We start from the raw sequence: 25,596 nt of genomic DNA, 5'->3' as shown, positions 1-25,596 counted from the left end.
TTAAATGTATTGACATGATCAATTTAATAGGGCAATGGATGAATTGCCCCCTATCCGTTACTCAGTAAATATTGATTATAATTAGTCTTTCTGAGGAATCATCTTTCCTAAACTCAGATCATCTAAGTCTATTCCTTTCGTGCCTTTTTGTTCGAGTTGAATGAGTAACCGAGTCAACTGATACCAAACTAACCCCGCCATCAATACTGTTAACGGAATCGAAAAAGAGTAAGAAAACATCGCTGAAAAGGTAAAAACTTGTAAACAGGAAGCTAAAAACAGGCAAATTCCAACCGTAATTCCACTATAGGGAAGCAACAATTGAAAACCTCGCAAATTGGCTAAAACCCGAGTTGAACGACTACTAGACCATTCTTTTAATAATTGTTTGAGAGTTGTAATAAAAGCAGTACAAGAAGTAATTCCTGCAAATAAACCCACAACTAAAATAACGTAAGGCGGATCAGATATTTCATACATAAGTGTTGAGTTCCTCAATATTAATTTACAGGATGGTTGTTGCGCTTTAACACCAAACTACAGATAGCTTGAGTACAACTACCAGCTTTTCAAACAGCGAGTCATTGGATGCGCGTACATCAAAACGACGAACTTTTTAGATAGTGCGGTTGCACGACAACGGGCTTTAACATGATATTACATTATTTTCCCCTGCGTCAGTAACAGGGGATAGTTGTTTTTTAAATCCAAATTCAAAACTTGCGATTTAAACTTGTATTTTATGATTGAGTTTTTTATTGTTGTCGTAAAGCGGCGACTTGGGCTGTCGAAAAATCGGCGATCGCACCGATAGCAACATCAAACAAACGAGCGGGTTTAATATGATTTCCGACTAAACTCCAAATCCGACTGACTTCTTCAGTATGCAAGCGCTCATCTTCAGTCAGAGCTAAAATGAGTTGACGGCGCAGAAAATCTCCTTCTGGCGACAGTAAATATTGCAAACCGAGTTGAGCGGTGGGTAGAATATCAAAAGTTTGATCAGACTGAGCGATCGCTAACATATTCTCCAACCGTAGCCAGTTAAACTTCCCATCTTTTATTAATACCTCAATCAAGCGACGACGTAAAGCTGGAGTTTCGCCTTTTAGCAAGCGACGAGCGACATAGGGATAAGCAACATCAACAATTTTAAAACCCGGATTAAGCGTTAAAGCAATTCCTTCTTGCGTTACCAAAGAGCGAATAATCAGGGCAAATTTTGCGGGAACTCGGAAGGGATAATCATACATCAATTCCGAGAAACTATCCGTAATCGTTTTGAAGTTAAAATCCTGAACACTTTCACCCATTGCATTTCCTAGTACCTTTTCTAAGGAGGGAACAATCGGTGTAATATTAGTTTCCGGTGTCAGAAATCCTAATGTAACAAAGTCTTTGGCTAAATCGTTGTAATCTCGATTAATCAGATGAACAACAGAACCCACTAAGGTTTCTTTAACATCTTGTTCTAGCTGATCCATCATGCCAAAATCAATAAAAGCCATGCGACCATCAGGCATTGCAAATAGATTTCCAGGATGAGGATCAGCGTGGAAGAAACCAAATTCTAGCAGTTGTCTTAAACCGCTTGTCACTCCAATGAAAATGAGATGATTGAGATCTAAACCTGCGGCTTGAATACTGTCAATATCAGTCAGTTTAAACCCATTAATCCATTCGAGAACCAGAACCCGAGTGCTGGTATATTTCCAGTATATTTCGGGAACTTTGACCGTCGGATCATCACTAAAATAAGCCGCAAATCGTTCGGCATTGCGACCTTCATTGAGATAATCTATCTCCTCAAACAGTTTAGTTCCAAACTCATCAACAATTAAAGTCAAATCGTGACCCAAATTGAGCGGTAGCCAAGGGGCTATCCAACCTGCTGCCCATCGCATCAGATACAAATCTAAGGTGATCATGGGAACTAAATGGGGTCGCTGAATTTTAATCGCGACTTCTTCACCTGTTCGCAAACGGGCGCGATACACTTGACCTAAACTAGCTGCGGCGACAGGTTCGGGGGAAACTTGACTAAAAACACTTTGGATGTCTCGGTCTAAGTCCATTTCTAAAATTGCCATCGCCACTTCAGTATTGAAAGGCGGTAACTGATCCTGAAGTCGCGTTAATTCTTCTAAAAAGTCTTTGCGAATTAAGTCAGGACGGGTCGAAAGGGCTTGACCCACTTTGATGAATGTTGGGCCGAGATAAGTTAGGATTTCTCGGAGTTGAGTCGCTCGTTCCGGTGTATGTTCAACTTCGGGTCGGCGCCATCGATCCCAAAACAGACCCCAAACAAAGCCTGCAAAAAACCAGACTACAGTAATAGCGCGCCAAATAGCCTGCCAGGGACGACGGCGATAATACTGGGCGATTACTTTTGGGTCATAACACCGTTCAGATGTGAATGGGTGTGGACTCACGCTTTTATTTTTCCTCTTGAACGCTGAATTTTAACAGGGGGGTTACAGTGGACAGATCGACTCAGGTTGAGCGGATCTATTCTGTAATTTTGTGTTTATCTTGTTGTTATCGTTTTGTTAATTAACAGTATACAAAACTACACACCCAGATTGAAAGTAAATTTACCTATTGGCTCAAACAATCCTTGATCGCGTAGATCACACAGTCTTGTTGAACGGTTGTCAGTTCGGGAAATATTGGCAACGATAACACCTCCTGAGACAGTTGTTCAGCAACAGGAAACTGACCCGGTTGATAGTCTAAATTTTGATAAAGAGACTGCAAGTGCAACGGTACGGGATAATAAACCATCGTACTAATTCCCCGTTCAGCTAACTGTGCGCGAACAACATTTCGATCAAAGATTAAATCTGTTGATCGGTGTTCAACTCGAACGGTATACTGATTCCAAACACTTTGTCCGTCCGGGAGTTCTTGAGGAACAGTCAAGCCGGGAACCGCCCCAAGAAGCTGATGATAACGTCTAGCAATGTGAGATCGTTGAGCATTCCATTGATCAAGATAACGCAGTTTAACGTTCAAAATCGCTGCTTGTAGGGTATCCAATCGACTATTAATCCCCACAACAGCCGAATTATACTTACTCGACTGTCCATGATCTTTAATCATCCGCATTTTAGCGGCGATCGCTTGATCATTAGTTGTAACGGCACCTCCATCTCCACAAGCCCCCAGATTTTTTGTTGGGAAGAAACTAAAACAGCCAATATCGCCAATACAACCGACTTTTTGACCGTCCCAAGTTGCCCCGGTCGCCTGGGCGCAATCTTCAATCACAGCTAAATGGTGAGTTTGTGCAATTGCCATTAACCGAGTCATATTCACCGACTGACCAAACAAGTGTACCGGAATAATAGCTTTGGTTTGAGAAGTAATCGCCGATTTTACCTGGTCAACATCGAGATTAAACGTATTCGCCTCAATATCAACAAATACCGGAGTCGCCCCGACAGCACTCACCACTTCTGCGGTAGCAATAAAGGTAAATGCTGGAACAATCACTTCATCACCCGGGCCTATATCGAGGGCACGGAGGGCGAGAAATAACGCATCGGTACCGGAGTTACAGCCAATACACTCAGAAACCCCAATGTATTCACCAAACTGTTGTTCAAACTGTTCAACCTCAGATCCCCCAATATAGTAACCCGAGGCTAAAACCTTTCCAACGGCGAGACTGACTTCCTGTGCAATTAATTTGTACTGTTGACTAAGATCGAGAGGAGGGATTTTGTTCACGCTTCACACCACCTTAAAATCTAAGATTAGTTATCTGTTATCAGTGAATAGCTTTGTTAATTCCCTTAGATTTTACAGACTTGGCGTTAGCATTGGGACTGATTGTCATTGCGATCGCTTTATCATTTTGGCAGCAATTAGGCTTAGAGGGGCAATTTCTTCTCGCGACGGCGCGAACAATTGTCCAGTTAGCGGTTGCGGGTTATGTTTTAGCCGTGGTTCTCGATCCCGATCAACCTAACCCTGGGCTGGTTTTAGCCTTTGGGCTGTTAATGTTAACGCTTGTTACCGTTGTCACCCGCAACCGCATCAGCAAAAAAGTTCCTCGACTTTTCCCGTGGGTTTGGGCTTCCTTGGGGTTGAGTGCGGTATTGATTGTCGGTTATGCTCAATTATTGGTAATTCAGCCGACACCGTTGTATAGTCCTCAATATCTGATTCCGTTATTGGCGGTTATTTTGGGCAATGCCATGAATGCGGCTTCGATCGCGGGGGAACGTTTAGTCACGATGTTGAACCGTTCACAGGTGGAGATTGAAACTCATCTGAGTTTAGGGGCGACTCCGACTCAAGCACTCAAACCCTACCGTCGAGAGGCGATGCGGGCGGGGTTGCTTCCTACACTGAATTCTATGACAATTGTCGGAATTGCAACGCTTCCGGGTATTCTAACAGGTCAGTTGCTCGTTGGGGTGAATCCGTTGGATGCAGTGTCCTATCAAATTTTGATTTTATTGATGATCACAGTTGCGAACTTGATTGCTATTCTAGTTTTGAGTACAGGCATTTGTCGTCAGTTTTTTAACGCTGAGGCGCAATTGCAAAAACGTTAAGGATTGGCTAGATTTAATCTAATCAAATCTAGTCATCTAAAATACCAGTAACCGTCATTCTTTTGGATTAAAAATGTCAGAATTCCTAGATTTTCTCAAACATAAATATGCTTACGTGGCGATTGGTGAATTTAAACCCGGTAAGTTTGATGAAGCTGAACAACTGTTTGAAAAAGCGGTTTCGACTTATACAAAAGGGTTTAAAGGGTCTTATCTGTTACAAGAACCGGGAACCGATAAAGGAATTGCGATTATTTTTTGGGAAAATATAGACGATATGGATGAAAATCATAGCGATGTCTATGAAGCCATTATGAATGAAATGGCGCATCTATTTGCCAAAGCACCCAAAACCTCTTTTTATGAAGTTTGTAGCGAAGTTCATCCTCAAGAATTAGCCAGCGAAGAAGGATAAATTTTCAATATCCTTCAGACTTCTAAAACACCTGTAGGGACGCTCTTACTTGCGTCCTAATACAAATTCTCTATTTAGTGGTGAGTTCTCCGAATCAAAATACACGCTACTTCAGGAATTTAACTAACTGTTCGAGTTTCGACCAAGCCGCACCACTGCTGATAATATCTTGAGCAACAGACAGTCCAGAAACATGATCTCCTATCGGCACAAAACCGCTAATTTGTAACGCTAAAGACGCATTTAAAGCCACGACATCTCGTTGAGCAGGTGTTCCTTTTCCTTGTAAAACATTTTGTAAAATTTCCGCATTTTCCGCAACTTCCCCGCCTTTTAAAGCGGTTATTTCTGCCGAAGTTAAGCCCAATTCTTGCGGGTTAACTGTTCCTTTTTCGACCTTTCCTTCCGATAATACTGCCAAATCCGTTAAATCTCCCAACCCCGCTTCATCGAGTTTTTCTCGTCCGTGTAATACAATCGCCTGTTTTAACCCTAATTTTCCCAAAGCTTCGGCAATCGTTTCGAGTAAATTAGAATCATAAACACCCATCACTTGACCCGATGGTTTTAAAGGATTAACTAACGGCCCCAACAAGTTAAAAACCGTTCTGACTTTTAACGTTTTTCTAAGCGGAACAACCGCCTTCATCGCCGGATGCCAACCCGGTGCAAATAAAAAGGTAATTCCCACTTCTGTTAACGCCGAAGTAATCTTTTCAAAGGGCGAATTTAACTGAATTCCTAGAGCTTCTAAAACATCAGCAGAACCCACCTTACTCGAAGCGGAACGGTTCCCATGTTTGGCGACGGGAACCCCCGCAGCCGCAGCCACAAACGCCACAGCAGTCGAAATATTAAACGTAGAAGCGCCATCTCCCCCGGTCCCACAAGTATCAATAATACGATAGGGAGAACTCGGTATTTCAACAGATGTTGAAGCCGACGCCGACTGAGACTGCAAAACAGAAGCCATTCCCGCCAATTCTTCTGCGGAGACGCCTTTGGTTTGTAACGCCATCAAAATTGCACCCGAAAGCACTGGGGGAATTTCCTCGTTTAGCCATCCCTGCATTAACGTTGAGGCTTGGGAGACAGAGAGGGAGTCACGGTCGAGGAGTTGTTGCAGTAAATTCGGCCAGAAGTTAGTATCGTGAGTTGGGGAAGCAGTGACAGTCATTTCAGGATTATTAAATCTAATCGGCATTTTGACAACCTGATGATTAATTGTACCGTTAACGGGGTACTTTCTTTGTTAATTCTGTCAACCGGGAGAATTTTAAAAATTTAATCAGACTAAAAATATCTACAAATCCCAATCAATGTAGGGGCGTAAGGCTTGCGCCCAATTTCCTTATCCTACGTCAACTAACCCGAAAGTTTAATCAAATTGATCCTCAAGTTCGCTCTCAAATTGAATTGCTTTCATTAGAACAGTTGGAGATGTTAGCAGAGGTGTTGTTGGATTTTTCATCTTTGCAAGATTTGACCCATTGGTTACAGGAAAATTTAAGGGAATAAAAGGTGCTAGGGTTGACAGATTTGAGAATTGGGACGTTGACGAATGATTCCGGTTTTTGTGGGGTCATAACCCACTAAAATAACTTCACCATCTTCGGTTCTTATCCAACCTCTCGCCGGAACAATTGTTCTTGAATCTACAGGATGATCGTCAAGATTATTATCACGATTTCGGGATTGTTGTTGAGGACGTTGTGAGGAATTATTATTAGGTTGAGGAGTCACAGGTTCAATGAGTAGAGATTCCCATTCAACTAACCCTTGAATTGCTGATAAAGCTTGAGTGGGGTCTGGTGCAATTCCACCCCGTCCGGTGATAATAAACGAACTATTTCGACCTTGAATACAGGGGTCTTGAGCGATTAACGCCGCCGGGTCAACCACTTCAACTTGAAGGGATTCTGGAGGGTCAAAATTAAGCGTTGTATCGATAGAAAGTTCTCCAGCAGCATTAATAATACTATTTTGAGATTGTAAAAGTCCGAGTTCTGAATTACCTAAAGGACGAATATTAATATTACTTCCTCCCGTTGGGTCAAAGGCACTGGTAACAATTTCGCTATTTTCCAACAATACTAACAAATTGGAATTAATATCAATATTTCCATCAAACGTTTGACCGCTTTCGCTTCCGGCTGCCGAAATTCGACTTTCACGCCGCACGCTAATATCCGGCGAATTAATAGTAATATTTCCGCCTTCACCTGTTACTGATTCTGCAACTAGACCTGCTTGTTCCAAACGAACTTGGGAAGCATTCACGTCTATATTTCCGGGATTACCTTCACCTTCACTACTTACACCAATAATAGACTGATTTCTAACTGTTAATTCGTCTGCATCAACAGTTATCGTTCCCCCATTTCCAACCCCGGTTTCTGAAACGTTCGCAAAGATAAAAGAACTATCTATTAATTCAATATTTTCAGCCTGTATATTAACCGAACCTGCATCCCCGTTTCCTTGAGTTCCTGTAGATAGTGAAGCTCGATTATCTATAGTTAAATCTCCAGTTTCAATCGTGACATTCCCTCCATTTCCGACTCCGGTTTCAAAAACTGCTGTACTGATGCCAGAGCTACCCGTTAATTCAATATTTTCAGCTTGTATGTTCACCGAACCTGCATCCCCATTTCCTTGAGTTCCTGTAAATAAAAAAGCTTGATTATTTATAGTTAAATCTTCGGTTTCAATAATAACATTTCCGCCATTTACTCTGGCTCCTTCTTCACTGACTCCAGTGCTAATTGATGTTCCTTCCCCCTCTACATTAATCGATTCTGAAGCTTGAATGAAGACCGTTCCTCCTCGGCGATTCGGGGGAATTTCAACAGAAGTAATTTCGGATTCATCTGGTGGTAACGAAATTCCCGAAAAAATCCTAGAATTATTCTGCATTGTAAATTGTTCCGTTTCAATGGTAATATTTCCTCCATTACCTGCACCTGCCGTTCCACTAGAAATAAACACCTGATCATCAAATAAAACCTGTTCAGCTTGTATTTGAATTGAACCCGAAGAACCCGTTCCCAAACTATCAGTGCGAATTGTTGCTCCATCTTGTCCGATTAATGTCTGTGCGGTAATTAAAATATCTCCGGTGTTACCTCCGTTACCCGCTTGAGCGGAAATTTGGCTACCTATTGTGGATGGTTCTCCTGTAAATGAAGTAATCGTTCGAGTTCCCCTTCCTCTAATTTCGATAGTATTGGCACGAATATCGATTAAACCGGAACTGCCTATATTCCCTGTAAAAGTTGATATCTGCGCTCCGTTGAGAATTCTTAATTGGTCAGCTTCGAGTGTGATACTTCCCACGCTACTATCGCCTGGTAGTGTACCTGTTGTCACAAAAATCCCACTGGAAAGTATACTCTCTCCATTTTCACTGGGAAATCTTCCTTCTCCAATTAATTCAACAACCGAAGCTTGAATATTAAGGGAACCTGCGCTACTATCGTTTAAACTTAATACTGATATATTACCTCCATCTCGAACGGTTAATCGTCCAGTTTCTAAATTGAGAGTTCCTGCGGTTCCTTCACCATTTGTAAAGACATCTAAGCTACTTCTTGAGAAACGTCCACCAATATTTAACTGTCCCGCTATCTCTATTTCATTTGCTTTGACTTCTACCAAACCCGAACTCCCCCTTCCCGAAGCAGAAGTTCCAATTCTTCCTCCCTCTTGAATTGTGAGTTTATTTGTTGTGATGAAAACACTTCCTGTGCTTCCTTCTGCACTACTACTCCGGGTTACTATCTCACTAAAACCTGCATTGATATCTTCTGGAGAAATGGGAGGTTCTGTACTAAATTCAATGGATTCTTGATCGATTTGAACGGGGCTTCTTCCGCTAACTTCAATAGATTCTGAAGCATTAATAATGACATCCCCTGCTTGTCCGGTATTGAAGCTACTAGCAAAGATTTTCCCTCCATTCCGAACGGCTAATCTGGGAGTATTAATAATAACGCTTCCTGCATTACCATTGCCAAATGTGCGGGTATTGATTCGACTGCTAAGACCAGTCGGTGAAACGCCTATTATATTTACAGATTCGGAAGCGTTAACGGTTATATTCCCCGTTGAACCTATTGCTTCTGGGTTAACATCAAGCCGAATGTCAGCACCATCACGAAGGACTAAATTTCCGGTATTAATAATAATATTTCCAACATTACCCGTTCCAGAAGTTTCGCCCGTTACAATAGAATCTGAAAGATTAATTTGCTGGGCTTCAATCCGAACATTTCCTGCGTTTCCGTTACCGAATGTAATTAAACCAATCTCTCCATTTACTGCATTAAGCGATGAGGTTGAAATTTCAATATTTCCCCCATCTCCAACAGCATTTTCTCCAACATTGCTGAAAATACCATTATCTGCTAACTCCAGCGAATCGGTTGCAAAAATCGATATAGAACCCGAATTTCCTTGTCCGAATGTACTGCTTGAAATTATCGCTATATCAGTCATTCGTAACTGTCCAGTTTCTATGTAAATGTTTCCTCCATGACCCATCCCTGTCTCGTTGACGTTAGCAAAAAAACCACTCGACAACTCACCGTTAGGAGAAGTACCCGTTACATCAATGGATGCAGCTTGTACGTTTATGTTACCTGCATTTCCTTGTCCAGAAGTGCTAGTATTAATTCGCGCTCCTTCAGACAGCAATAAATTCCCCGTATTAATCTCAACTGTTCCACCATTTCCTCCTGCACCCTCTCCAACATTACCAAAAATATTACTGTTGGATAATTCAACTGAATCTGTAGCTAAAATTGATACTACACCTGCATTTCCTTGTCCGAAGGTACTACTTTGTATTCTTGCTCCATCTGTTAATCGTAATTGTTCTGTTTCTATGTAAATATTTCCTCCATTACCAATACCTGTACCATTGACATTAGCAAAAAAACCGCTAAAAAATTCACCATCAGGAGAAGTACCCGTTACATCAATGGATGCGGCTGTGACATTTATATTCCCTGCGTTTCCGTTTCCTAAAATAGAAGTGCTGAAAAAAGCACCGCCGTTTATTGAGAGTGAATTAGCTGTGATGTTGATGTTTCCAGATAGACCCGTTCCACCCAAATCTATTCTATTGGTAATCGAACTATCTGCACCTGTTAGGAGAATATTTTCCTGAGCGTTAATATTAATATCTCCAGTTTTTGCTTCTAGAAACCCTAAACCTTCATCAATTCCGACCCGAATAACACTATCACCAGATATCTCAGCATTTCTCGCGTTAATATTAACGTCTCCACCTCCATCCGCACGAACGTTAATTTGAGATTCATTGGTTAACCTAACATTTCCCCGTAGAATATTCTCAGGAAACTGAAGAATGGGCGTATTGCCATTCGCCCCTACATTTGTTAATTCAATAATTCCCGGTTATGATAATCCCCCCAATTGAATTCGACTCCCTGGAGAAATGGCAACTCCATTATCAAATAATACATCTCCCCCAACCAACGCCAAGGTTTGATTTTGAGGAACGTTTAAACCTTGGGGAACGAGAAAACCTGCCTCATTTCGTAAAGGACTGCCATCTTCTAAGGTTGTAATAGTCGCTTGATTCTCAATACTGCCTGGATTTTCTCGAAGATTCAACCCCAAGGGCATATTAATCGTTAATAATGGCGGTGCTTCCGGGTTACTGGCGGCAAATTCAAACCCATCAAATAAAATACCATCGGCTGTTGTGGCAAAAAATGAACCGCCGACATCTAACCGTGCATTCGGCCCAAATACAATTCCATTTGGGTTAATTAAAAATAGGTTAGCATTCCCTAAAACACCTAACGTTCCCAGAATTTGGGAAATATTCCCACCCGTAACCCGAGTTAAAATATTAACAATATTATCGGGATTGGAAAAGTAGGCTCCCCGCCCTTCATCTATGTTAAATTCTTGAAAACTATGAAATAAATTTCCCCCTCGCACCGCACCCCCATCTATGCGATCACTATTAATTCCGCGAATGTTAACATTAGGAGTAACAACGGAGTTTTCATTACCCAAGCTGTTATCGGGAACAATTTGTGCTTGTGTTGGTAAAACTGGAATAATAGAAGTCAAGGTGATCAAACCCGCGAATAAGGACAGGTCTAAGAGGGGATGCTGTACCACTGGCTTTTGGAGAATTAAGGGATAATTATTATTTATAAGTATACCACTAAAAAACACGATTGGTCAATTTTATAGACTAAGAAAACTTGTTTTGTAAACGACTGAATTCTCTCAGATTTTGCTAAAAATAAAGCTTTTCAGGGCTATAGCAATCGGAAATACTGACGAAAAAGATATCGCCCCCAAACCCCTCCTCGCGCGTTCCCTAGCGCCCACAAGTGGCGCGGGGTCGCTCGTCAATTCTGGGGGCTTTGAGAGGATCGAATTTTTACGAATCATTTCACACTGCTATAGATGGAAAAACCCGGTTTCTTATGAGTTACCGGGTTGATAGGATAGACCATTAAATCGACACAGAATGCTATCAAAAATTAAGGATTTACGGTCTTTGTTGAATGCCATTACCAATGACGGCTATTTTATGGCGATAAACGAGTTCGGCGCCAAACCAACCCGTAAGTCCTAAAGCAGAAGCAACAATTAGTGATAGAATTAATCCGATGGGTAAGATAAAATCTCCAGGCTGTTCCCAACGAAAAAACAGACTAATTCCGGACAATAACAAGGCGATAATATTGCCAATCATATGAATCCAACCCGCGTTGTGTTGTCGAACCCGATCAATTTCTAAAAAGTCGATCATTCCGGTAATTGCAGCTACCAGCCCCGTTAATAGTCCGGCAACTAATAACAAGACAGAAGCCCTCGACCAGAAGATATCACGGGTTAACCAATATCCTAAATCTGTTCCTAATACTCCGACTAAAAAAGCGATGGGAAAGGTGACAATTAAGGGATGCAGGGGATGTCCGGCAACTGCGACTTTACTCGGAACTCCACTGTCTAAATACTCTTGTTCGTCGTTTTCAATAAAGGGGGGAACATTGGGATACTGAGTCATCAGATTTCCGCTCCTTAAATTAATTGGTTGTTGGGATCATCGCATTATTATTATTAGTTCTACATCTATCTAAGTAAGTAGGTCGAGAGGGAAATTAATTTAAGTTTAATTACGGTTCTACTATTACGGGTGTGCCGATGGTAACTTTATCGAATAATAACAGTACATCTTGGTTCAACATTCGGATACACCCATGAGAAGCGGCTTGTCCTACGGTGTCTTCGTTGGGGGTACCGTGAAAGCCGATATAGTTGGTGCCATCCGTCCAAAACCCGATCCAACGCATCCCCAAGGGGTTCTCAGGGCCAGGAGGGATAACTTCTCCGGTAAAGGGATGTTCCCAAGCAGGTTCTTGAATTTTCTGGATGACTTGATATTGACCTGTGGGGGTTTCCCAACCGTCTCGACCCACTGCAATGGGATAGCTAGTCAGCAGTTGATCTTGGCGATAAACGTATACACGGCGATCGCTAAGTCGTATAATTAATTGTAATTTCGGTTGGGAAGGTTTAGAGATTTGGTGAAGAAGGGAAGATTGAGGAGTTGAGAATTTGGTAACGGATAGTTTTGCTGCCACAACTCCATCATTGACGGGGGAGGAAATGACGGGATTAGGGGTAGCGAGTAATAGAAAAACAACGAGGGAACTCAGGGAGCTGAGACGGTATATTATAAAGAATTTTCCTCTCACCATATACTGTTTGTACTGCACGAACCCGCAAACAAATTTTACACAATTTGACGTTCTATATCCGGAATTTAACATAGCACAACCGAATCCTACTAGCACAAGAGTCAGATCTAGTTGAGGGGTGTCTCTCTACCCGGTCTTGAAGTTCTTTATCTTTCGACAAAATAGCGATCAGAAAGGACATAAACTTGTTAAACTAGGAAGTATAGAGTATGCAAAAGTTATAAAAGCCAGGGTAAACTTTAGACATCTACTAGACTTGCACCACTCCCAATTTTCACGGAAATTTCACCGTTTCTGATTGTTCAATGGTGTCGATGTAGGAAAGTGATTTCCGACGATGAGCTTCTAGGATTGGAGTGGGTGTTGAGGAATCCACTATTTTTTTTTATCGGCAAATGTTAGCTCAAACTCCCACCAATGAGGCGACTTCTATGGATGCTGAACAGATTTTTCCTTTAATTGACAGCATTCTTCCGTTTGAAGTGTGTTTACACTATCAAGTTTTACCATTATCGTTAACTGATGATTGTTTGCATTTAGGGGTGGTTGATCCTGATGATCATTCGGCTCTAGATTATATCAATAAAATTTTAGCCTATCGCAACTGCTCTATCGTCACGCAGAAGATTTCTTTTCCAGAACAAGAGGTGATTTTATCCGCGTATTTGTATCATACTCAGCATCCTAATCCTGAAGTTGATACACCTCAAAATAACTCAAAAAATAATTTTAAGATTGAGCAAAAATCAACTTCAAATCACAAGGAAGTTTCTAATAATTGTTCTTGTACAGAGTCTAAATCTACACAGACTAGGGTTAATTCATCTTTAAATTCTTCAACTCCAGTTGCTCAATCTACTTCAGAGACTTCTAAAATAGATAAGTCTATGGAGCAAAACTTGCTGAATTTAGAAATCTATACAAATCACTTAAATGATCCTCTAGAAATTTTAGCAACATTAACGCCAGACCACTTATTACATGAACTCTTAGGTCGAATTCTCGCAGGTGGAATTGGTCGCCTGTATTTTGAACATCAAGCCTCTACAGGCCGAATTTTGTGGAGTCAAGATGGAGTCTTAAAATCAGTCTTAGAAGATTTAGAAGCCAGTCAATTTCAAGGCGTAATTAAGGAATTAAAGCGGTTGATAGAACTTCCGTTGATTCCAGTTGATAAACCCAAACAAGCTGAAGTTGAGCGTATTTATCGGGGAAGTCATATTTTGTTGCGTCTGCGAGTGACACCCGGAGAATACGGGGAAGAAGCAAACTTACAAGTGTTACGAGGTGCGGCGTTAAAATTTCACCAACAACATAAAATGACTGTTTTGAGTCGAGATGCTTTACGGTTAGCCCAACAACTCGAGAAAAAATTAGCAGAAATTGAAGAACGTGCAGACTCAACGGCTCTACCGTCTGATAATTTACCGTTATTAACGCAGTTGCTCAAAACAATTCTTCAACAAGTCGAGGAATTGCTTCATAAGAATGAACATTGATCGAATAGAAAAAATGTCTGCTGAATTCTTCTGAGTCAGTATGAATTAAAAGATAGCTCTGAAATTTGAGTGAGCCTTTCTCTTAAAAATTAACAATGTCGAGTTATCTATCTACAAAATGCGTGGTTCGACGAGAGCGCTTCACGGCGCACTCTTGGCCAATTTAGTCGCACTGGACTGGCCCCTGGAGTTTTATCCCGATATGTCCCTGAGTCGAGGTGAAGCTGCGGTAATGATGTATCTGACTCTGGCTTATCAAGGTCAAGCGAGTTTGGATAATCCCATTCTCAAGCAAGAAACGGTTCCAGGATCGGGTGAATATGTGTTTAGACACATTCGTATGGCTGGAGAACCTAATTTTTCTTTTGGCCCCCCTACGATCAACGTCAATGTAATCCCAAGTTATTCTGACACATGGGTTCAGTCTGCCGGGAATAGAGGGGTTAACGGACGGAGGTTGATTGATTTTTAGGGACTCACCAGTGGCAATTGTTTGTTGATTTTCAGTGGTTGATCGTTGATTTTAGGCACGGGTATAAAAATACCAAGTCTGTGCTTATTTTTATGGGAATTTTAAAATAGTCTCCAGGGCTACTCAATTGACTCGCCATCAACCCAGAAGTGATTCAGATATATAGAATGACTCCTTAAAGTTTATTCTTGACTTCATTGCACACTTGAAATTATTCTTCAGTCCAAGGCATTTTACTCTGCCGTCTCTGAATATTGACTTAATCGGAATTCTCGTTGTAGAGGATTAGTCATATCTTCCAGAGAGAATATTGATTATAATTGAGTTGATTTCAGAAATTGTAGTAGTTTAACTTTGATCTATGACCTCTAAATTGGGCTAAAATGTGAAATTTTTGTGACAATAATCCCTATGGGGGGGATATTTAAGCCTTCAGAGCCATTGGGTTGGCATTTTTAAATCTGCCTAAAAAAGGATTGTAAAATTTGTACAAAACTTGTCTAGACATTTAACTTGTTTTTGAGTTGTGAGTGTGTTTTTTGTAACTTAGTATGTGAAAAACTTGTATTAACTTCATAAATCAACCAAAAAAAGAGAGTATATCTTGTTCAAAAATGGCATAATATATCTATACTAAAAATAGTGATTAAGTCTCTGCGGTTGGAAAACAACTAATTTAGCAGGTATAACTCTATAGACAGTCAGGAGATTGTATCTTAAGCAAACTCGGTCTGCTGTCTTTTTCCTCGGCTATAGTCTCAAACTTTAGCTCTGGAATAGCTCTTGACGTTAACAGAAAAAAAAATTGATGGTCACAACTTCTCTAACTTCACCCTTTGAGGTTGCATCAGGCTTCCATGCCTTATCTGACCCCTTGCGAGTTCGAGTCTTAGAATTGCTGCAACAGCAGGAATACTGTGTCTGTGAACTGTGTGAACAGCTTCATGTCAGCCAGTCTAAGCTCTCGTTTCACCTGAAAGCGTTAAGAGAGGCTTCTCTTGTGCGGGCCCGTCAAGAGGGTCGATGGGTCTACTACAGCGTTAACCGCCGTCAGTTTAATCTGCTCGAACAATATCTCTCCGAGTACAGTCGCCGTACAGCGGGGCTATTGTCGGGTCGTTATTCGTCATGTCAGTGAAGCCGACTCACAAAAATAAATATCAATAAAGCTCGTCTCCCCCACTGATCTCAAACGGATCTCACCAAGTGGGGGAGTTGATCCTATAGGAGACTATTTTGACAACTTTTATAACTGAGTCAGTATTAATACTTGCTAATCTGCTGTAGAGTCGGTACACTTGAATTTACCATGACAGCATACTTCTAACCAAAACTTTAGAATAAGTTATAGACGCTTGACTAAGGTTATAGACTTCTCTGGGGCTTTTCCTGGGAGAAGTTACCCGCTTACACCAATGTACAAGCTGATCTAACTGCCCATCGTAGCCCCTGTATATATATAAATGATGCCTCGGATATTAGTTATCGATGATGATCCTGCGATCGCAGAACTTGTAGCCATCAACTTAGAAATGGCAGGTTATGAAGTCAGTCAAGCTGAGGATGGCATTAAAGGACAAGCCTTAGCCCTACAGTTATTACCTGACCTGATCATTTTAGATTTGATGCTACCTAAAGTCGATGGGTTTACAGTCTGTCAGCGTTTACGACGAGATGAACGCACAGCAGATATCCCCATTGTCATGTTGACGGCATTGGGACAAACTCAAAATAAAGTCGAAGGCTTCAACTCCGGTGCAGATGATTATCTGACTAAACCCTTTGAACTCGAAGAAATGCTGGCGCGAGTTCGTGCTTTACTCCGTCGAACTGATCGGATTCCGCAAGCGGCTAAACACAGCGAAATTCTCAACTATGGGGTTTTAACCTTAGTTCCAGAACGGTTTGAAGCGATTTGGTTTGACAAAACCGTTAAATTGACTCACCTAGAATTTGAACTGCTACACTGTCTACTTCAGCGTCATGGTCAAACTGTCGCACCCAGTGAAATTCTCAAAGAAGTCTGGGGTTATGATCCCGATGATGATATCGAAACCATTCGAGTCCATATTCGACATCTGAGAACTAAAATGGAACCCGATCCTCGGCATCCCCGCTATATTAAAACTGTATACGGGGCAGGTTATTGTTTGGAGTTACCGAGTAACGGTTCTATTCAAAACGAAAATGAGGAGGAACCCACAGAGGAGTCAGTTAGTAGCAATGGGGGTTCTAAGGTTACAAAAGTAGACTAGATAGAGTTACTGGTCACTATCAGGATCAATGATCGACTCAATGATCAGTTTTCACAGTAGACAATTTTGACTCTCAATCCCTCACACTCAACTCACTCACTTCTGACTTCTACATTTTTCTTCACCGACTCCTCTTACTTGAGAAGATCATGATCAGCCAGTAATTTCTCGATTCGGGCTTCATCAACTCTCGATACTAATTTATAAGTCTCGTGATTATCTCGAATGGTTTTAGCCAGGGTGAAAGAAGAACCAATTGAGAACGTCATTCCCATACCCATAAAGCCTTTTACCCAGTTATCAACAGGTAGATAGATAATTCCCAGGGCAGTCGCAGAAACAGCAAGGATGAAAGAAAGCCAAACTTGAAAGATCCACGCTGATGTATCCTTTAGAGGTGGGGCTTTTTGGCTCATGATTTAAGACTCCTGAAGTGGATTCGCTTTGCCGCTATCATAAATTGGAATTGGGAGTCACTCAGTGAAGTGATGGACAGTTTAGACAAGTGTACACTACTAAAATTGTTGTCAGGGCGATCGCAGGCAAGTTTTACCTGTGTTTGTTAGGCAGAGAATTCATCCACTTGAAAAACTGTCTATTGCAGAGAACAAATTGAAACTTAAATCTCGATAAACTGGTTGTGAGTCACCCGCACAGAAATAAGCAAATGAACTCAGAACCACCTGCGTTACTCCATACCACTCAAGTTTAGATTGAACTGGACAATCCCAAATTTTTAGACGGGTAATGGCTTGAGTCTGAAACTTCCTGACAACCAGTTTAATCCCAGTCAACTAAAATGAAGATGTCATTATTCTAGAACTTTATATCGATGAATGATCCGTCCTCAAAACCTGTATCTTCGCCGACTCAGCAATCCACCTTTGCGACTCGTCTGAGAAATCTGTTAATTACGCTAGTGGCTGTTATTTTAAGTGTAGCTATTCTGGTGGGTTTGAGAACTGAAGCGACTTCAACTTCTCTTCCCGAACTCGCAGAAGAATCAACTCCGTTTGAGGTTGCTTTGAGTAATGGAAAGCCAACTTTAATTGAGTTTTATGCCAATTGGTGTACGACTTGTCAAGCGATGGCACCGCAGCTAAAAGAGATTAAGCATAACTATGAAAATCAACTCAATTTTGTGATGCTCAATGTTGATAATAGTAAATGGTTGCCGGAGATTTTAAATTATCGAGTTGATGGGATTCCCCATTTTGTTTTTTTGAATGAACAAGCAACTGCGATCGCTCAAAGTATTGGAGAAATCCCCGCGACGGTGATGGAAGCGAATCTCGATGCTTTAATTGCAGGTAATTCTCTACCCTACGCTGAAGCAACCGGACAAGTTTCTGCTTTTAAACCTTCTGTTACCACCCCAGAAAGCAATACTGATCCTCGCGCTCATGGAAGTATGATTGTTAATTAAAATTATCTAATTTTCCAGAGCAAGTTTGATTTTTGAAAGGATAAAATCAGGGAATTAGAATGATCTGAATTCCCTGAATATTCAACACAAAGCTTGGATTGAGTTGTTGATGCCCCTGATAGAACGCCTAGTCTAGTCTAAAGTGTTTGCTTAGTTGTTAAGCAGTACCTCATTGATTAATAATCCTACAATATTTTTTGTTCATTAAATCGTGATTCGTGTAAATTTTACCGTTAGAGGATGTAAAGTTTTTGTAAAGATCCTCTCATCAACATCTTCAGATCTATTTTAGTCACCAATCTCAAATCAGACTTAAAAAATTGTTAAATCAAATTTGATATAGCATTGAGTAGGGGAGAATATCCCTAAAAACGATTGCTCTTGAGCCAATTTAAGTGATCGCACTGGCTCTCTGATTAATTTATTGATCTTAAAAGGTTCAAAACAATGGAAACAGCAACATTTGGTGCAGGCTGCTTTTGGGGAGTAGAAGCTGCATTTCGTCGAGTCAAAGGCATCACCGCTACCTCTGTCGGATATATGGGCGGACATTTTCCCAACCCATCCTATCTTGACGTCTGCGCCCGGATCACAGGTCACGCCGAAGTCGTTCAACTCCAATATGACCCCGATATTATTTCCTATGAGAAGTTATTAGAAATCTTTTGGAATATTCATGATCCAACCTCCTATAATCGTCAAGGGGCAGATCGAGGAGAACAATATCGTTCAGTGATTTTTTATCATACACCCGAACAAGAACAGATTGCCAGACGATCTAAACACAAACTTCAGATGTCTGGACAGTACGAAAAAGAAATTGCGACTCAAATTCAAGCTAGTTCTGAATATTATCTTGCCGAAGCGTACCATCAACAATATTATGAAAAGCAGGGAATTAGCAATAGTCGCTAACGAAAAAAACGCAGAAGACTATTTTCAGATTAACTAATATTGGGTGAGTGAGGTAACTTAATGGGATATAGCATAGAGGTCAACAGTGACAACTTTGAAGTTGAAGTTTTGCAAAAGTCAAACGAACAGATCATTCTCGTAGACTTTTTTGCGACCTGGTGTGGGCCTTGTCAGTTGATGAAGCCCTTACTCGAAAAACTGGTCAAAGAATACGACTTTATTTTAGCCAAAGTTGATATTGACAAAAATCCCGATCTCGCCAATACTTACAACATTGAGGGTGTTCCCGATGTGCGAATTGTGCATCAGGGAGAGGTTAAGAGCGGATTTGTGGGTGCATTGAATGAAGTACAACTGCGACAAGTATTAGCGCAGCTCAACTTAAAATCTGAACTAGAGAAGGGATTAGCTAATATTGAAATGGCAATTGCCAATCAAGATTTAGACTCCGCCCAACATCTATTTCAACAGTTACTCGAAATCTATCCTGATCGGGCTGATTTGAGCTTACAAGCCGCGCAATTTTTTCAGGACGTGCATCAAAACGATAAAGCCAGCAAGCTGTTAGCAACGATTTCCGAAGATCAACGAGAATATTATCCCAAAGCCCAAGCGTTAAAACAGTTAATTGAGTTTCAAACCGTGGTTCAGCAGCCTGGGACAAGTGAACTTGATAGGCGTTATGCTCAAGCCTGTCGTCTCACTCTAGAAAAAGACTATGAACCCGCTCTGGCCGTCTTTTTAGAGCTTGTGAGTACCAGTCGGAGCTATAAAAATGATGCGGCTCGTAAAGCGATGTTGACCTTGTTTGAATTACTGGGTGAGGATCATTCGTTAACACAGAAATACCGAAAACAGCTTATGTTACAGTTGTACTAAAAATTTAGTGATTTTCCCTTCAAACCACTTGTTTTACAGGTTCTAATGAACAAAGCTTTAGTAATTTTAAGCGAATTAAATGATCGCGATATTGACTGGATGGTGAACCATGGAAATCGAGAAAAGGTGACGGCTCACACGATTCTCATCCACGAGGGTCAACCCATCTCAGCACTTTATATTGTTTTGGAGGGAACTCTGAGCGTTTCAGTCGCCGCTGTCGGAAATCAAGAAATTGGTAAAATTGGCTGTGGGGAAGTTCTTGGGGAAATGTCATTTATTGATGGACGTCTACCCTCTGCGACGGTAAAAGCAGTGGAAGATTCGCTGGTATTGGCAATTCCCCGACAATTATTGACCGAAAAACTAGACCGGGATGTCCTCTTTGCCCTGCGGTTCTATCGAGCAGTCACCAAGTTTCTCTCGTCTCGACTGCGAAACACAGTTAACCGCTTCAGTGACGAATCTAAGACATCTACCCTTACTCCTTCTTCTCAGGCGAACTCGCTGTTAGAGAATCCGGTTGAACCCAATCTGTCTCGGTTTGATTTAATTATGAAGCGTCTACGAGGAGTTGATTTTTCTGATTCTTGAATCAAAAAATAAATTGGAGATTGGTGAGTGAGGGTGTAAGCTGATCTTGTTATTCCTCAAGGGTTGTAAGAGTTAAATCCGTAATTTCCCTGATACTCTTTTAAAAAAAGATACAAACGATTAAGCTAAAAGTTCAGTATCGTCACTGTTGAATATAAGGGGTGTTATATCTTAACGTTGAGATAGAGTTTAGGAAATAACAATGCCAGTGACTACTCCTGTTTCAGATCTCCCCAATCTTGTTCGCACCCTTCGTGAACGCTTAGGTTTATCCCAAGAAAAACTAGCCGCAAGTCTGGGTGTTTCATTTCAAACGGTGAACCGATGGGAAAGAGGACGCGCCAAACCCTCCCAGCTTGCTTTAAATGCAATAGAACAAAAACTCGCAGAAATGGGTGTACAAGGGTCTGATCTGCTTTACAAATATTTTAAGCAACAGTAGGCAAGCAAAATTTGCCCCCAAAAGTGGCGCTTATACTCATTTATTTCTTGGAGAAAAAATCTGAGTGCATCAATGCTAACCGCATTCTTCTATATTTTACCAATAGCTCTCATTCCATTACTTCCTTTTTGGTGCAAAGAGGAGATACGTGGAAAATTGAACATGGTGTAAAGATTTGTAATAGATGTGGCTAAAAAACCAGCATCCAAGGCTGTAAGGCAGATGGAATAGCCTCCATATCAATCAGATAATCCCTAAATCGCTTGATATGACGGGTGAGATCAGGACTTAAAGAGGCCACATCTTATCACCTTTAATAAAAGATTATATAGAAAAAATAAAATAAAGTAAGCAATACAAAACCTTTGTACTATCCTTATAAAGATACCCACGAACTTAGAGAATTAGTTACTGATAATGCAAGAAGAAAGAAATATTGCTGTTGGACAGTTAAAATTAATTCGCGATCAGATTCTCAATTCTTATTTAAACATCATAGAAAAGAGTTTTCAAGAAAATCATTCACAATTCAAGCTCATTAATTATGGTACGGGTTCGGGTAAGACTCACCAGTTGTTTGAAGCGATGTGCCAAACGATTGAAAAGTATCCATATATTCAAACTATTGGTATTTATGTTGCTCCGTTAAGAGAACATTTATCTGTTCCCAGTCAAGTTAAAGATAAATATCAAAATATCCCCGTCTATACTATAAATTCCTTAGAAATGAAGACGACGGACAAATACATTCTACTCTATAAAAAATGGATACCTTTAATCCTGAAAAACACAAAACTGTGGAAACAAGCCTCTTTAGCCTCTTTTAAAGATAAAGTTGAAGAACATAAGCAAAAACTAAAAACAGCGAAAGGTGTCATTAACCGTCTTGATTACATTAAGACGATAGGTTTGGGGGATGAGGAATATAACAAATCGGAAATTACTAGAGCTAAAAGAGAATTAAACAATGCGTTGGAGAGCTTTTTAGAATTTTACATAAAATGCGAATTAGAAAAAGATAACTTATCGAATGAATGTTCGGAGCTAATTAAAATATTTTTTCCTTTATATCTTCTTCGAGATAAATCTGGTATCTTATTGCTTACTTACGATAAATTTGAAACTAAAATACCCTATTTTATCCACAACGGCAAAAAATGGGTTAAGAGGAACGAACATTTAGATAAGTATGTAGTTCAAAATACAAATAGCTCCAGGAAATTTATCTTAGCTTTTGACGAGCAAGAAGATGGTTATCAAATTATGCTCAAGAAAAAGATAGATATTATTTCTCCCGAAGATATGGCAATTAACAATGCACTGTCATCAATTTATCGGGAGTTTGGATTAATTTTTTTTAATAGAAATAATTCAAACAGAGAATTATTAAATTTTCTTGATCGCAATCCTGGAGCTTTTGATGAATTTCAGGAGCATTTAGAAAAAGGAAAAATACTCGATCCAGAATTACAACAATACCTTAGTACATATCAAAAAATTACTTTTGAAGAAGGAAGTTCGATAAAGTTTTTGCAAAGTTTAATATCTATTAGCAAAGGAATAGAAGAATCTTTAGCCGATATTGTAGCAATTTTTAATAATTATGATCAAGAGACTCCTATTGATTTCAATTTTGAAATGATATCTAGGGTGTTAGCGAAATTTGAAAATACCAGAAGTCTGTTAATCCCTCAACGACTATACAATCAGATCGGAAACGATCTAATGAATATCTTTTGCTATAACAACTTGTACATTTACAACATCAAAGCTCTACAAAAATTGTATCTTAGCAAAGCTTCTGGAGGTCATGTTCGTATTATGGAAAAAACAGTATCGGACAAAACCTCTGTAGCTGAATTGATTTATGTCATTTTAGCTATGCGATCGCAAATTGGAAAGACTAAAAAGATTTTGGCTAACGTTTTAGATGCTGATGATTCTCAATCTCATGCTTTAGATATTTGGTCAAAGCAAATAAGTAAGGTTCAAAAAGCCGATGAAGAAAATGCGACACAGAGCGATAGGCAAAAACATCAATATTTAGATCGTCAGTATGTCTATGAAAGCAACAAACCGATTATAAATATTAAAGAAATATCTCGCTATCAGAACTCTAAAAATAATCTCATAGATTCGGCACTACTAGAAGTTTCTATCGGCAGCACTGCTATTCTTACTTCTCCCGAATATAAAATGAAATCAATGCTGGTGAACAATGCCAACGTAATTTTTTCAATTTCTGCCACTGGGGGAATTTATGGTGATCTGACTACCAGTTACGATATGTCTTATATGGAAGATAAGTTGCGTCGCGAGTCTGGTCAAAGCTCTTTTCAAGCTATGAGCGAATTAGAAGTTGATCTTTGCGAAGAAATCAGAAATTATCGACAACAGCATAGACATACTACCGTGGGATTTTTCGGTAAAGATTGGGAGTCATTTCCTAACGATCAAACAAAGGAGGTAGCAGAAAGATTTGAGAGCCAGATCTTGAAAGATTTTATCCGCAGTTCACAGGAAGAACAAAACGTTAGTTATTTGGGGGATTATAAAAAACAGGAGCTATGCAAATTTACTCGCTTTTTATTTTATCTCTTTGAAGATGATGATGTTCAAGAAACAATTGCTTTTACTCAAAGTCTACGCTGGATCAAAAAATTAATAGAATATTGTCTGGCGGTCAATAGCAGTAATTTTATATTTGAAAAATCTTCAGAACATCCCAGCATATATTATGTAAAAGTACAACACAAGAAATACTCAAGTGAAATTCGCGTCAAGCTGATTTTATACAGAGCTTCTTTCAACAAGGATTACTATGATAAAGATAGTAACAGAACTTACTTAGATGAACTTGTCGAAAAAGAAGAAGAAAAGATATTTTTTATTTCCGCTTATCAGTCAGCATCAAAAGGATTGAATCCCATAGTAAAAACCCAGAAGGGAAGAGAAAAGGACTTCGATTCTCTAGTTTTATTGATGGATAGTTACTATACAGCAGTAAAATCACCTTCTAGAAAGTCGAAAGATGATGAAGCCGATAAAAATACTACTCTTTATCATTTTGCCTTAATGAAAAATATTGTTAATCTTAGCGAATCGAATATAGAGATTAAAGACTTTAACGAATACCTAAGTAAACCAGAGGCTGCTCAATTTCGCGCTCAACAACATCAGATTTTATTGGGTAAGGCAATTGTGCAAGCGATTGGAAGGTCGGAAAGGCGATATTTTGACCCACAAGTTATTAAAATATTTATCAACGAAGAAACTAGAAAAAATTTAGTTATTTTTTACAATTATCTACAGAAACAAGAGCCAAACGAAATTGACAAACTGTCTGTTAATAACTATGAGGTTTACTCGAGAGTTTTAGTAGAAGCGCAAAAGCGAGCTATAAAAAACTATGAAGACCACATATATGATGAAATTGATGCCGATTTAGCTTTTCAAAAATTTAGAAAAACAATGTTAGAGGAGATAGAACTATTTCATGAGTGTAAGAGTAATTTTGATATCAACAAAGTATGGGATAGATTACGTGATCCTATTGTATTCAAAAATCCATCTGAATATTTAGAAAATTTGCAGAAACTAGAGCTGTTACCCAATGAGTTTATTGACTCCTTGTTTTATATTAAATCTGAGGATTCTGAATTTACTCCATATTTAGCTTCAGTAGAGGAAGAAGGGAAACAGTTTCAAATTATTAGCGATAGCATTCATGGCGAAAGAATATATCCATATCAACAGCGACTGTATCCCGAACATCTAAAAGCGAACTCTCAAGGTTACGATTTAGAAGGGAATAAAATTAGCATCAATGTCTCTACTAACTCAATCTACCAGCTATACAATAAATTGATTCCGCAACCAGATATTTTTGATAGTTACATACCTCGTTATTGCTTCTTTTACGATATTTTGTATCCATCGCTAACCGAAAGCTTTGTAGAACGTTGGATCAAAGACATAATTTTTCAGGGAAAAGACTGGAAAACAATAAAAGCATACTACGGTTTCGAGCAATTATTAGATTTTAAAAAATATCCTCAACTTTACGAACGCTTCGATCTTTACTATATTTGCAACAAAGTTTTATTTTGTATTGATGTAAAAGCTTGGAGTAGAGCATCAGGAAATCGCTTATCGAAACTTGCTGTTAACAAATCCAAGGAGAAGCTAAAAACTATAGCTGGATATTATCCAGATCCAGAATTCAAAGCAGTCAAAGGACTATTATTGAATCTACACGCTAGCCAAGAAAAAATTCACCAGCATGATGCTACACTGTGTTCAGGTAACTTGATTTACTTCAACTTCCAGAATTGTCCCGTTGAATCTGCTATTTTGAGAAATTTTTTATTCCAGAAGTGA

The 25,596-nt window shown here is 39.8% G+C and carries 22 protein-coding genes; 13 read left to right on the top strand and 9 right to left on the bottom strand.

The window, feature by feature from the left end; all coding sequences use genetic code 11:
* Nucleotides 1-81: 81 nt before the first annotated feature.
* The 3 genes from M595_RS03750 to M595_RS03740 form a co-directional block, all read right to left on the bottom strand.
* The gene (locus M595_RS03750; protein ID WP_023064642.1) at nt 82-480 is read right to left on the bottom strand and encodes a hypothetical protein; all 399 of its coding nucleotides are present in this window, start codon (nt 478-480) and stop codon (nt 82-84) included.
* 275 nt (nt 481-755) lie between these two features.
* On the bottom strand, nt 756-2,432 hold the full coding sequence (locus M595_RS03745) for an ABC1 kinase family protein (protein WP_023064752.1): 1,677 nt from the start codon (nt 2,430-2,432) through the stop codon (nt 756-758).
* Between the two features lie 166 nt (nt 2,433-2,598).
* Nucleotides 2,599-3,732, bottom strand: coding sequence for a DegT/DnrJ/EryC1/StrS family aminotransferase (locus M595_RS03740; protein WP_023064645.1), 1,134 nt, complete (start codon nt 3,730-3,732; stop codon nt 2,599-2,601).
* A 53-nt stretch (nt 3,733-3,785) separates the two neighbouring features.
* Between M595_RS03740 and M595_RS03735 the strand changes: the two genes are divergently transcribed.
* Nucleotides 3,786-4,565, top strand: a complete 780-nt coding sequence (locus tag M595_RS03735; RefSeq protein ID WP_023064719.1) for an ABC transporter permease — start codon at nt 3,786-3,788, stop codon at nt 4,563-4,565.
* A gap of 73 nt (nt 4,566-4,638) precedes the next feature.
* The gene (locus M595_RS03730) at nt 4,639-4,980 is read left to right on the top strand and encodes an antibiotic biosynthesis monooxygenase (protein ID WP_023064708.1); all 342 of its coding nucleotides are present in this window, start codon (nt 4,639-4,641) and stop codon (nt 4,978-4,980) included.
* Nucleotides 4,981-5,086: 106 nt separating this feature from the next.
* Here M595_RS03730 and trpD read toward each other — a convergent pair whose 3' ends face one another.
* The gene (trpD, locus tag M595_RS03725) at nt 5,087-6,184 is read right to left on the bottom strand and encodes an anthranilate phosphoribosyltransferase (RefSeq protein WP_052001693.1); all 1,098 of its coding nucleotides are present in this window, start codon (nt 6,182-6,184) and stop codon (nt 5,087-5,089) included.
* Between the two features lie 83 nt (nt 6,185-6,267).
* Here trpD and M595_RS32095 point away from each other — a divergent pair, with 83 nt between their 5' ends.
* Nucleotides 6,268-6,498, top strand: coding sequence for a DUF4351 domain-containing protein (locus tag M595_RS32095; protein WP_083492769.1), 231 nt, complete (start codon nt 6,268-6,270; stop codon nt 6,496-6,498).
* A 6-nt stretch (nt 6,499-6,504) separates the two neighbouring features.
* Here M595_RS32095 and M595_RS03720 read toward each other — a convergent pair whose 3' ends face one another.
* The 4 genes from M595_RS03720 to M595_RS03705 form a co-directional block, all read right to left on the bottom strand.
* Nucleotides 6,505-10,095, bottom strand: coding sequence for a beta strand repeat-containing protein (locus M595_RS03720; protein ID WP_023064722.1), 3,591 nt, complete (start codon nt 10,093-10,095; stop codon nt 6,505-6,507).
* 306 nt (nt 10,096-10,401) lie between these two features.
* Nucleotides 10,402-11,139, bottom strand: coding sequence for a filamentous hemagglutinin N-terminal domain-containing protein (locus tag M595_RS03715; RefSeq protein ID WP_071809861.1), 738 nt, complete (start codon nt 11,137-11,139; stop codon nt 10,402-10,404).
* A gap of 379 nt (nt 11,140-11,518) precedes the next feature.
* Nucleotides 11,519-12,040: a DUF2231 domain-containing protein gene (locus tag M595_RS03710; protein WP_023064620.1), complete on the bottom strand. Its 522-nt coding sequence runs from the start codon at nt 12,038-12,040 to the stop codon at nt 11,519-11,521.
* 109 nt (nt 12,041-12,149) lie between these two features.
* The gene (locus M595_RS03705; protein ID WP_375339231.1) at nt 12,150-12,617 is read right to left on the bottom strand and encodes a L,D-transpeptidase; all 468 of its coding nucleotides are present in this window, start codon (nt 12,615-12,617) and stop codon (nt 12,150-12,152) included.
* 512 nt (nt 12,618-13,129) lie between these two features.
* Between M595_RS03705 and M595_RS03700 the strand changes: the two genes are divergently transcribed.
* The 4 genes from M595_RS03700 (at nt 13,130) to M595_RS03690 (ending at nt 16,960) form a co-directional block, all read left to right on the top strand.
* Complete coding sequence (locus tag M595_RS03700) at nt 13,130-14,233, top strand: GspE/PulE/PilB domain-containing protein (RefSeq protein WP_040483526.1); 1,104 nt, start codon at nt 13,130-13,132, stop codon at nt 14,231-14,233.
* A 118-nt stretch (nt 14,234-14,351) separates the two neighbouring features.
* On the top strand, nt 14,352-14,705 hold the full coding sequence (locus M595_RS03695) for a hypothetical protein (protein WP_040483525.1): 354 nt from the start codon (nt 14,352-14,354) through the stop codon (nt 14,703-14,705).
* Between the two features lie 808 nt (nt 14,706-15,513).
* Nucleotides 15,514-15,843, top strand: coding sequence for an ArsR/SmtB family transcription factor (locus M595_RS28985; protein WP_023064695.1), 330 nt, complete (start codon nt 15,514-15,516; stop codon nt 15,841-15,843).
* A 328-nt stretch (nt 15,844-16,171) separates the two neighbouring features.
* Entirely contained in the window at nt 16,172-16,960 is a 789-nt protein-coding gene (locus tag M595_RS03690) for a response regulator transcription factor (RefSeq protein WP_023064707.1), read from the top strand.
* 134 nt (nt 16,961-17,094) lie between these two features.
* Here the strand turns inward: M595_RS03690 and M595_RS03685 are convergent, their stop codons facing one another.
* Nucleotides 17,095-17,376 (bottom strand): YiaA/YiaB family inner membrane protein, encoded by a 282-nt coding sequence (locus M595_RS03685; protein WP_023064618.1) that lies wholly within the window; start codon nt 17,374-17,376, stop codon nt 17,095-17,097.
* 416 nt (nt 17,377-17,792) lie between these two features.
* On the opposite strand from M595_RS03685, the gene M595_RS03680 reads away from it, so the two are divergent.
* The 6 genes from M595_RS03680 (at nt 17,793) to M595_RS03655 (ending at nt 25,596) form a co-directional block, all read left to right on the top strand.
* Nucleotides 17,793-18,386 (top strand): thioredoxin family protein, encoded by a 594-nt coding sequence (locus M595_RS03680; RefSeq protein WP_023064657.1) that lies wholly within the window; start codon nt 17,793-17,795, stop codon nt 18,384-18,386.
* A gap of 447 nt (nt 18,387-18,833) precedes the next feature.
* Nucleotides 18,834-19,301 carry a peptide-methionine (S)-S-oxide reductase MsrA gene (gene msrA, locus M595_RS03675; RefSeq protein ID WP_023064757.1) on the top strand — a complete coding sequence of 156 codons (468 nt, stop codon included), beginning with the start codon at nt 18,834-18,836 and terminating at the stop codon, nt 19,299-19,301.
* Nucleotides 19,302-19,361: 60 nt separating this feature from the next.
* Nucleotides 19,362-20,180, top strand: a complete 819-nt coding sequence (locus M595_RS03670) for a tetratricopeptide repeat protein (protein ID WP_023064659.1) — start codon at nt 19,362-19,364, stop codon at nt 20,178-20,180.
* A gap of 45 nt (nt 20,181-20,225) precedes the next feature.
* Nucleotides 20,226-20,774, top strand: coding sequence for a cyclic nucleotide-binding domain-containing protein (locus M595_RS03665; protein ID WP_023064716.1), 549 nt, complete (start codon nt 20,226-20,228; stop codon nt 20,772-20,774).
* 202 nt (nt 20,775-20,976) lie between these two features.
* Nucleotides 20,977-21,216 carry a helix-turn-helix domain-containing protein gene (locus M595_RS03660; protein WP_023064686.1) on the top strand — a complete coding sequence of 80 codons (240 nt, stop codon included), beginning with the start codon at nt 20,977-20,979 and terminating at the stop codon, nt 21,214-21,216.
* 417 nt (nt 21,217-21,633) lie between these two features.
* On the top strand, nt 21,634-25,596 hold the full coding sequence (locus M595_RS03655) for a hypothetical protein (RefSeq protein ID WP_023064624.1): 3,963 nt from the start codon (nt 21,634-21,636) through the stop codon (nt 25,594-25,596).

The organism is Lyngbya aestuarii BL J, from assembly GCF_000478195.2.
GTDB lineage: Bacteria > Cyanobacteriota > Cyanobacteriia > Cyanobacteriales > Microcoleaceae > Capilliphycus > Capilliphycus aestuarii.
Note: the sequence above shows the minus strand (reverse complement) of the source record. Positions and strands in the feature narration are given on the sequence as shown.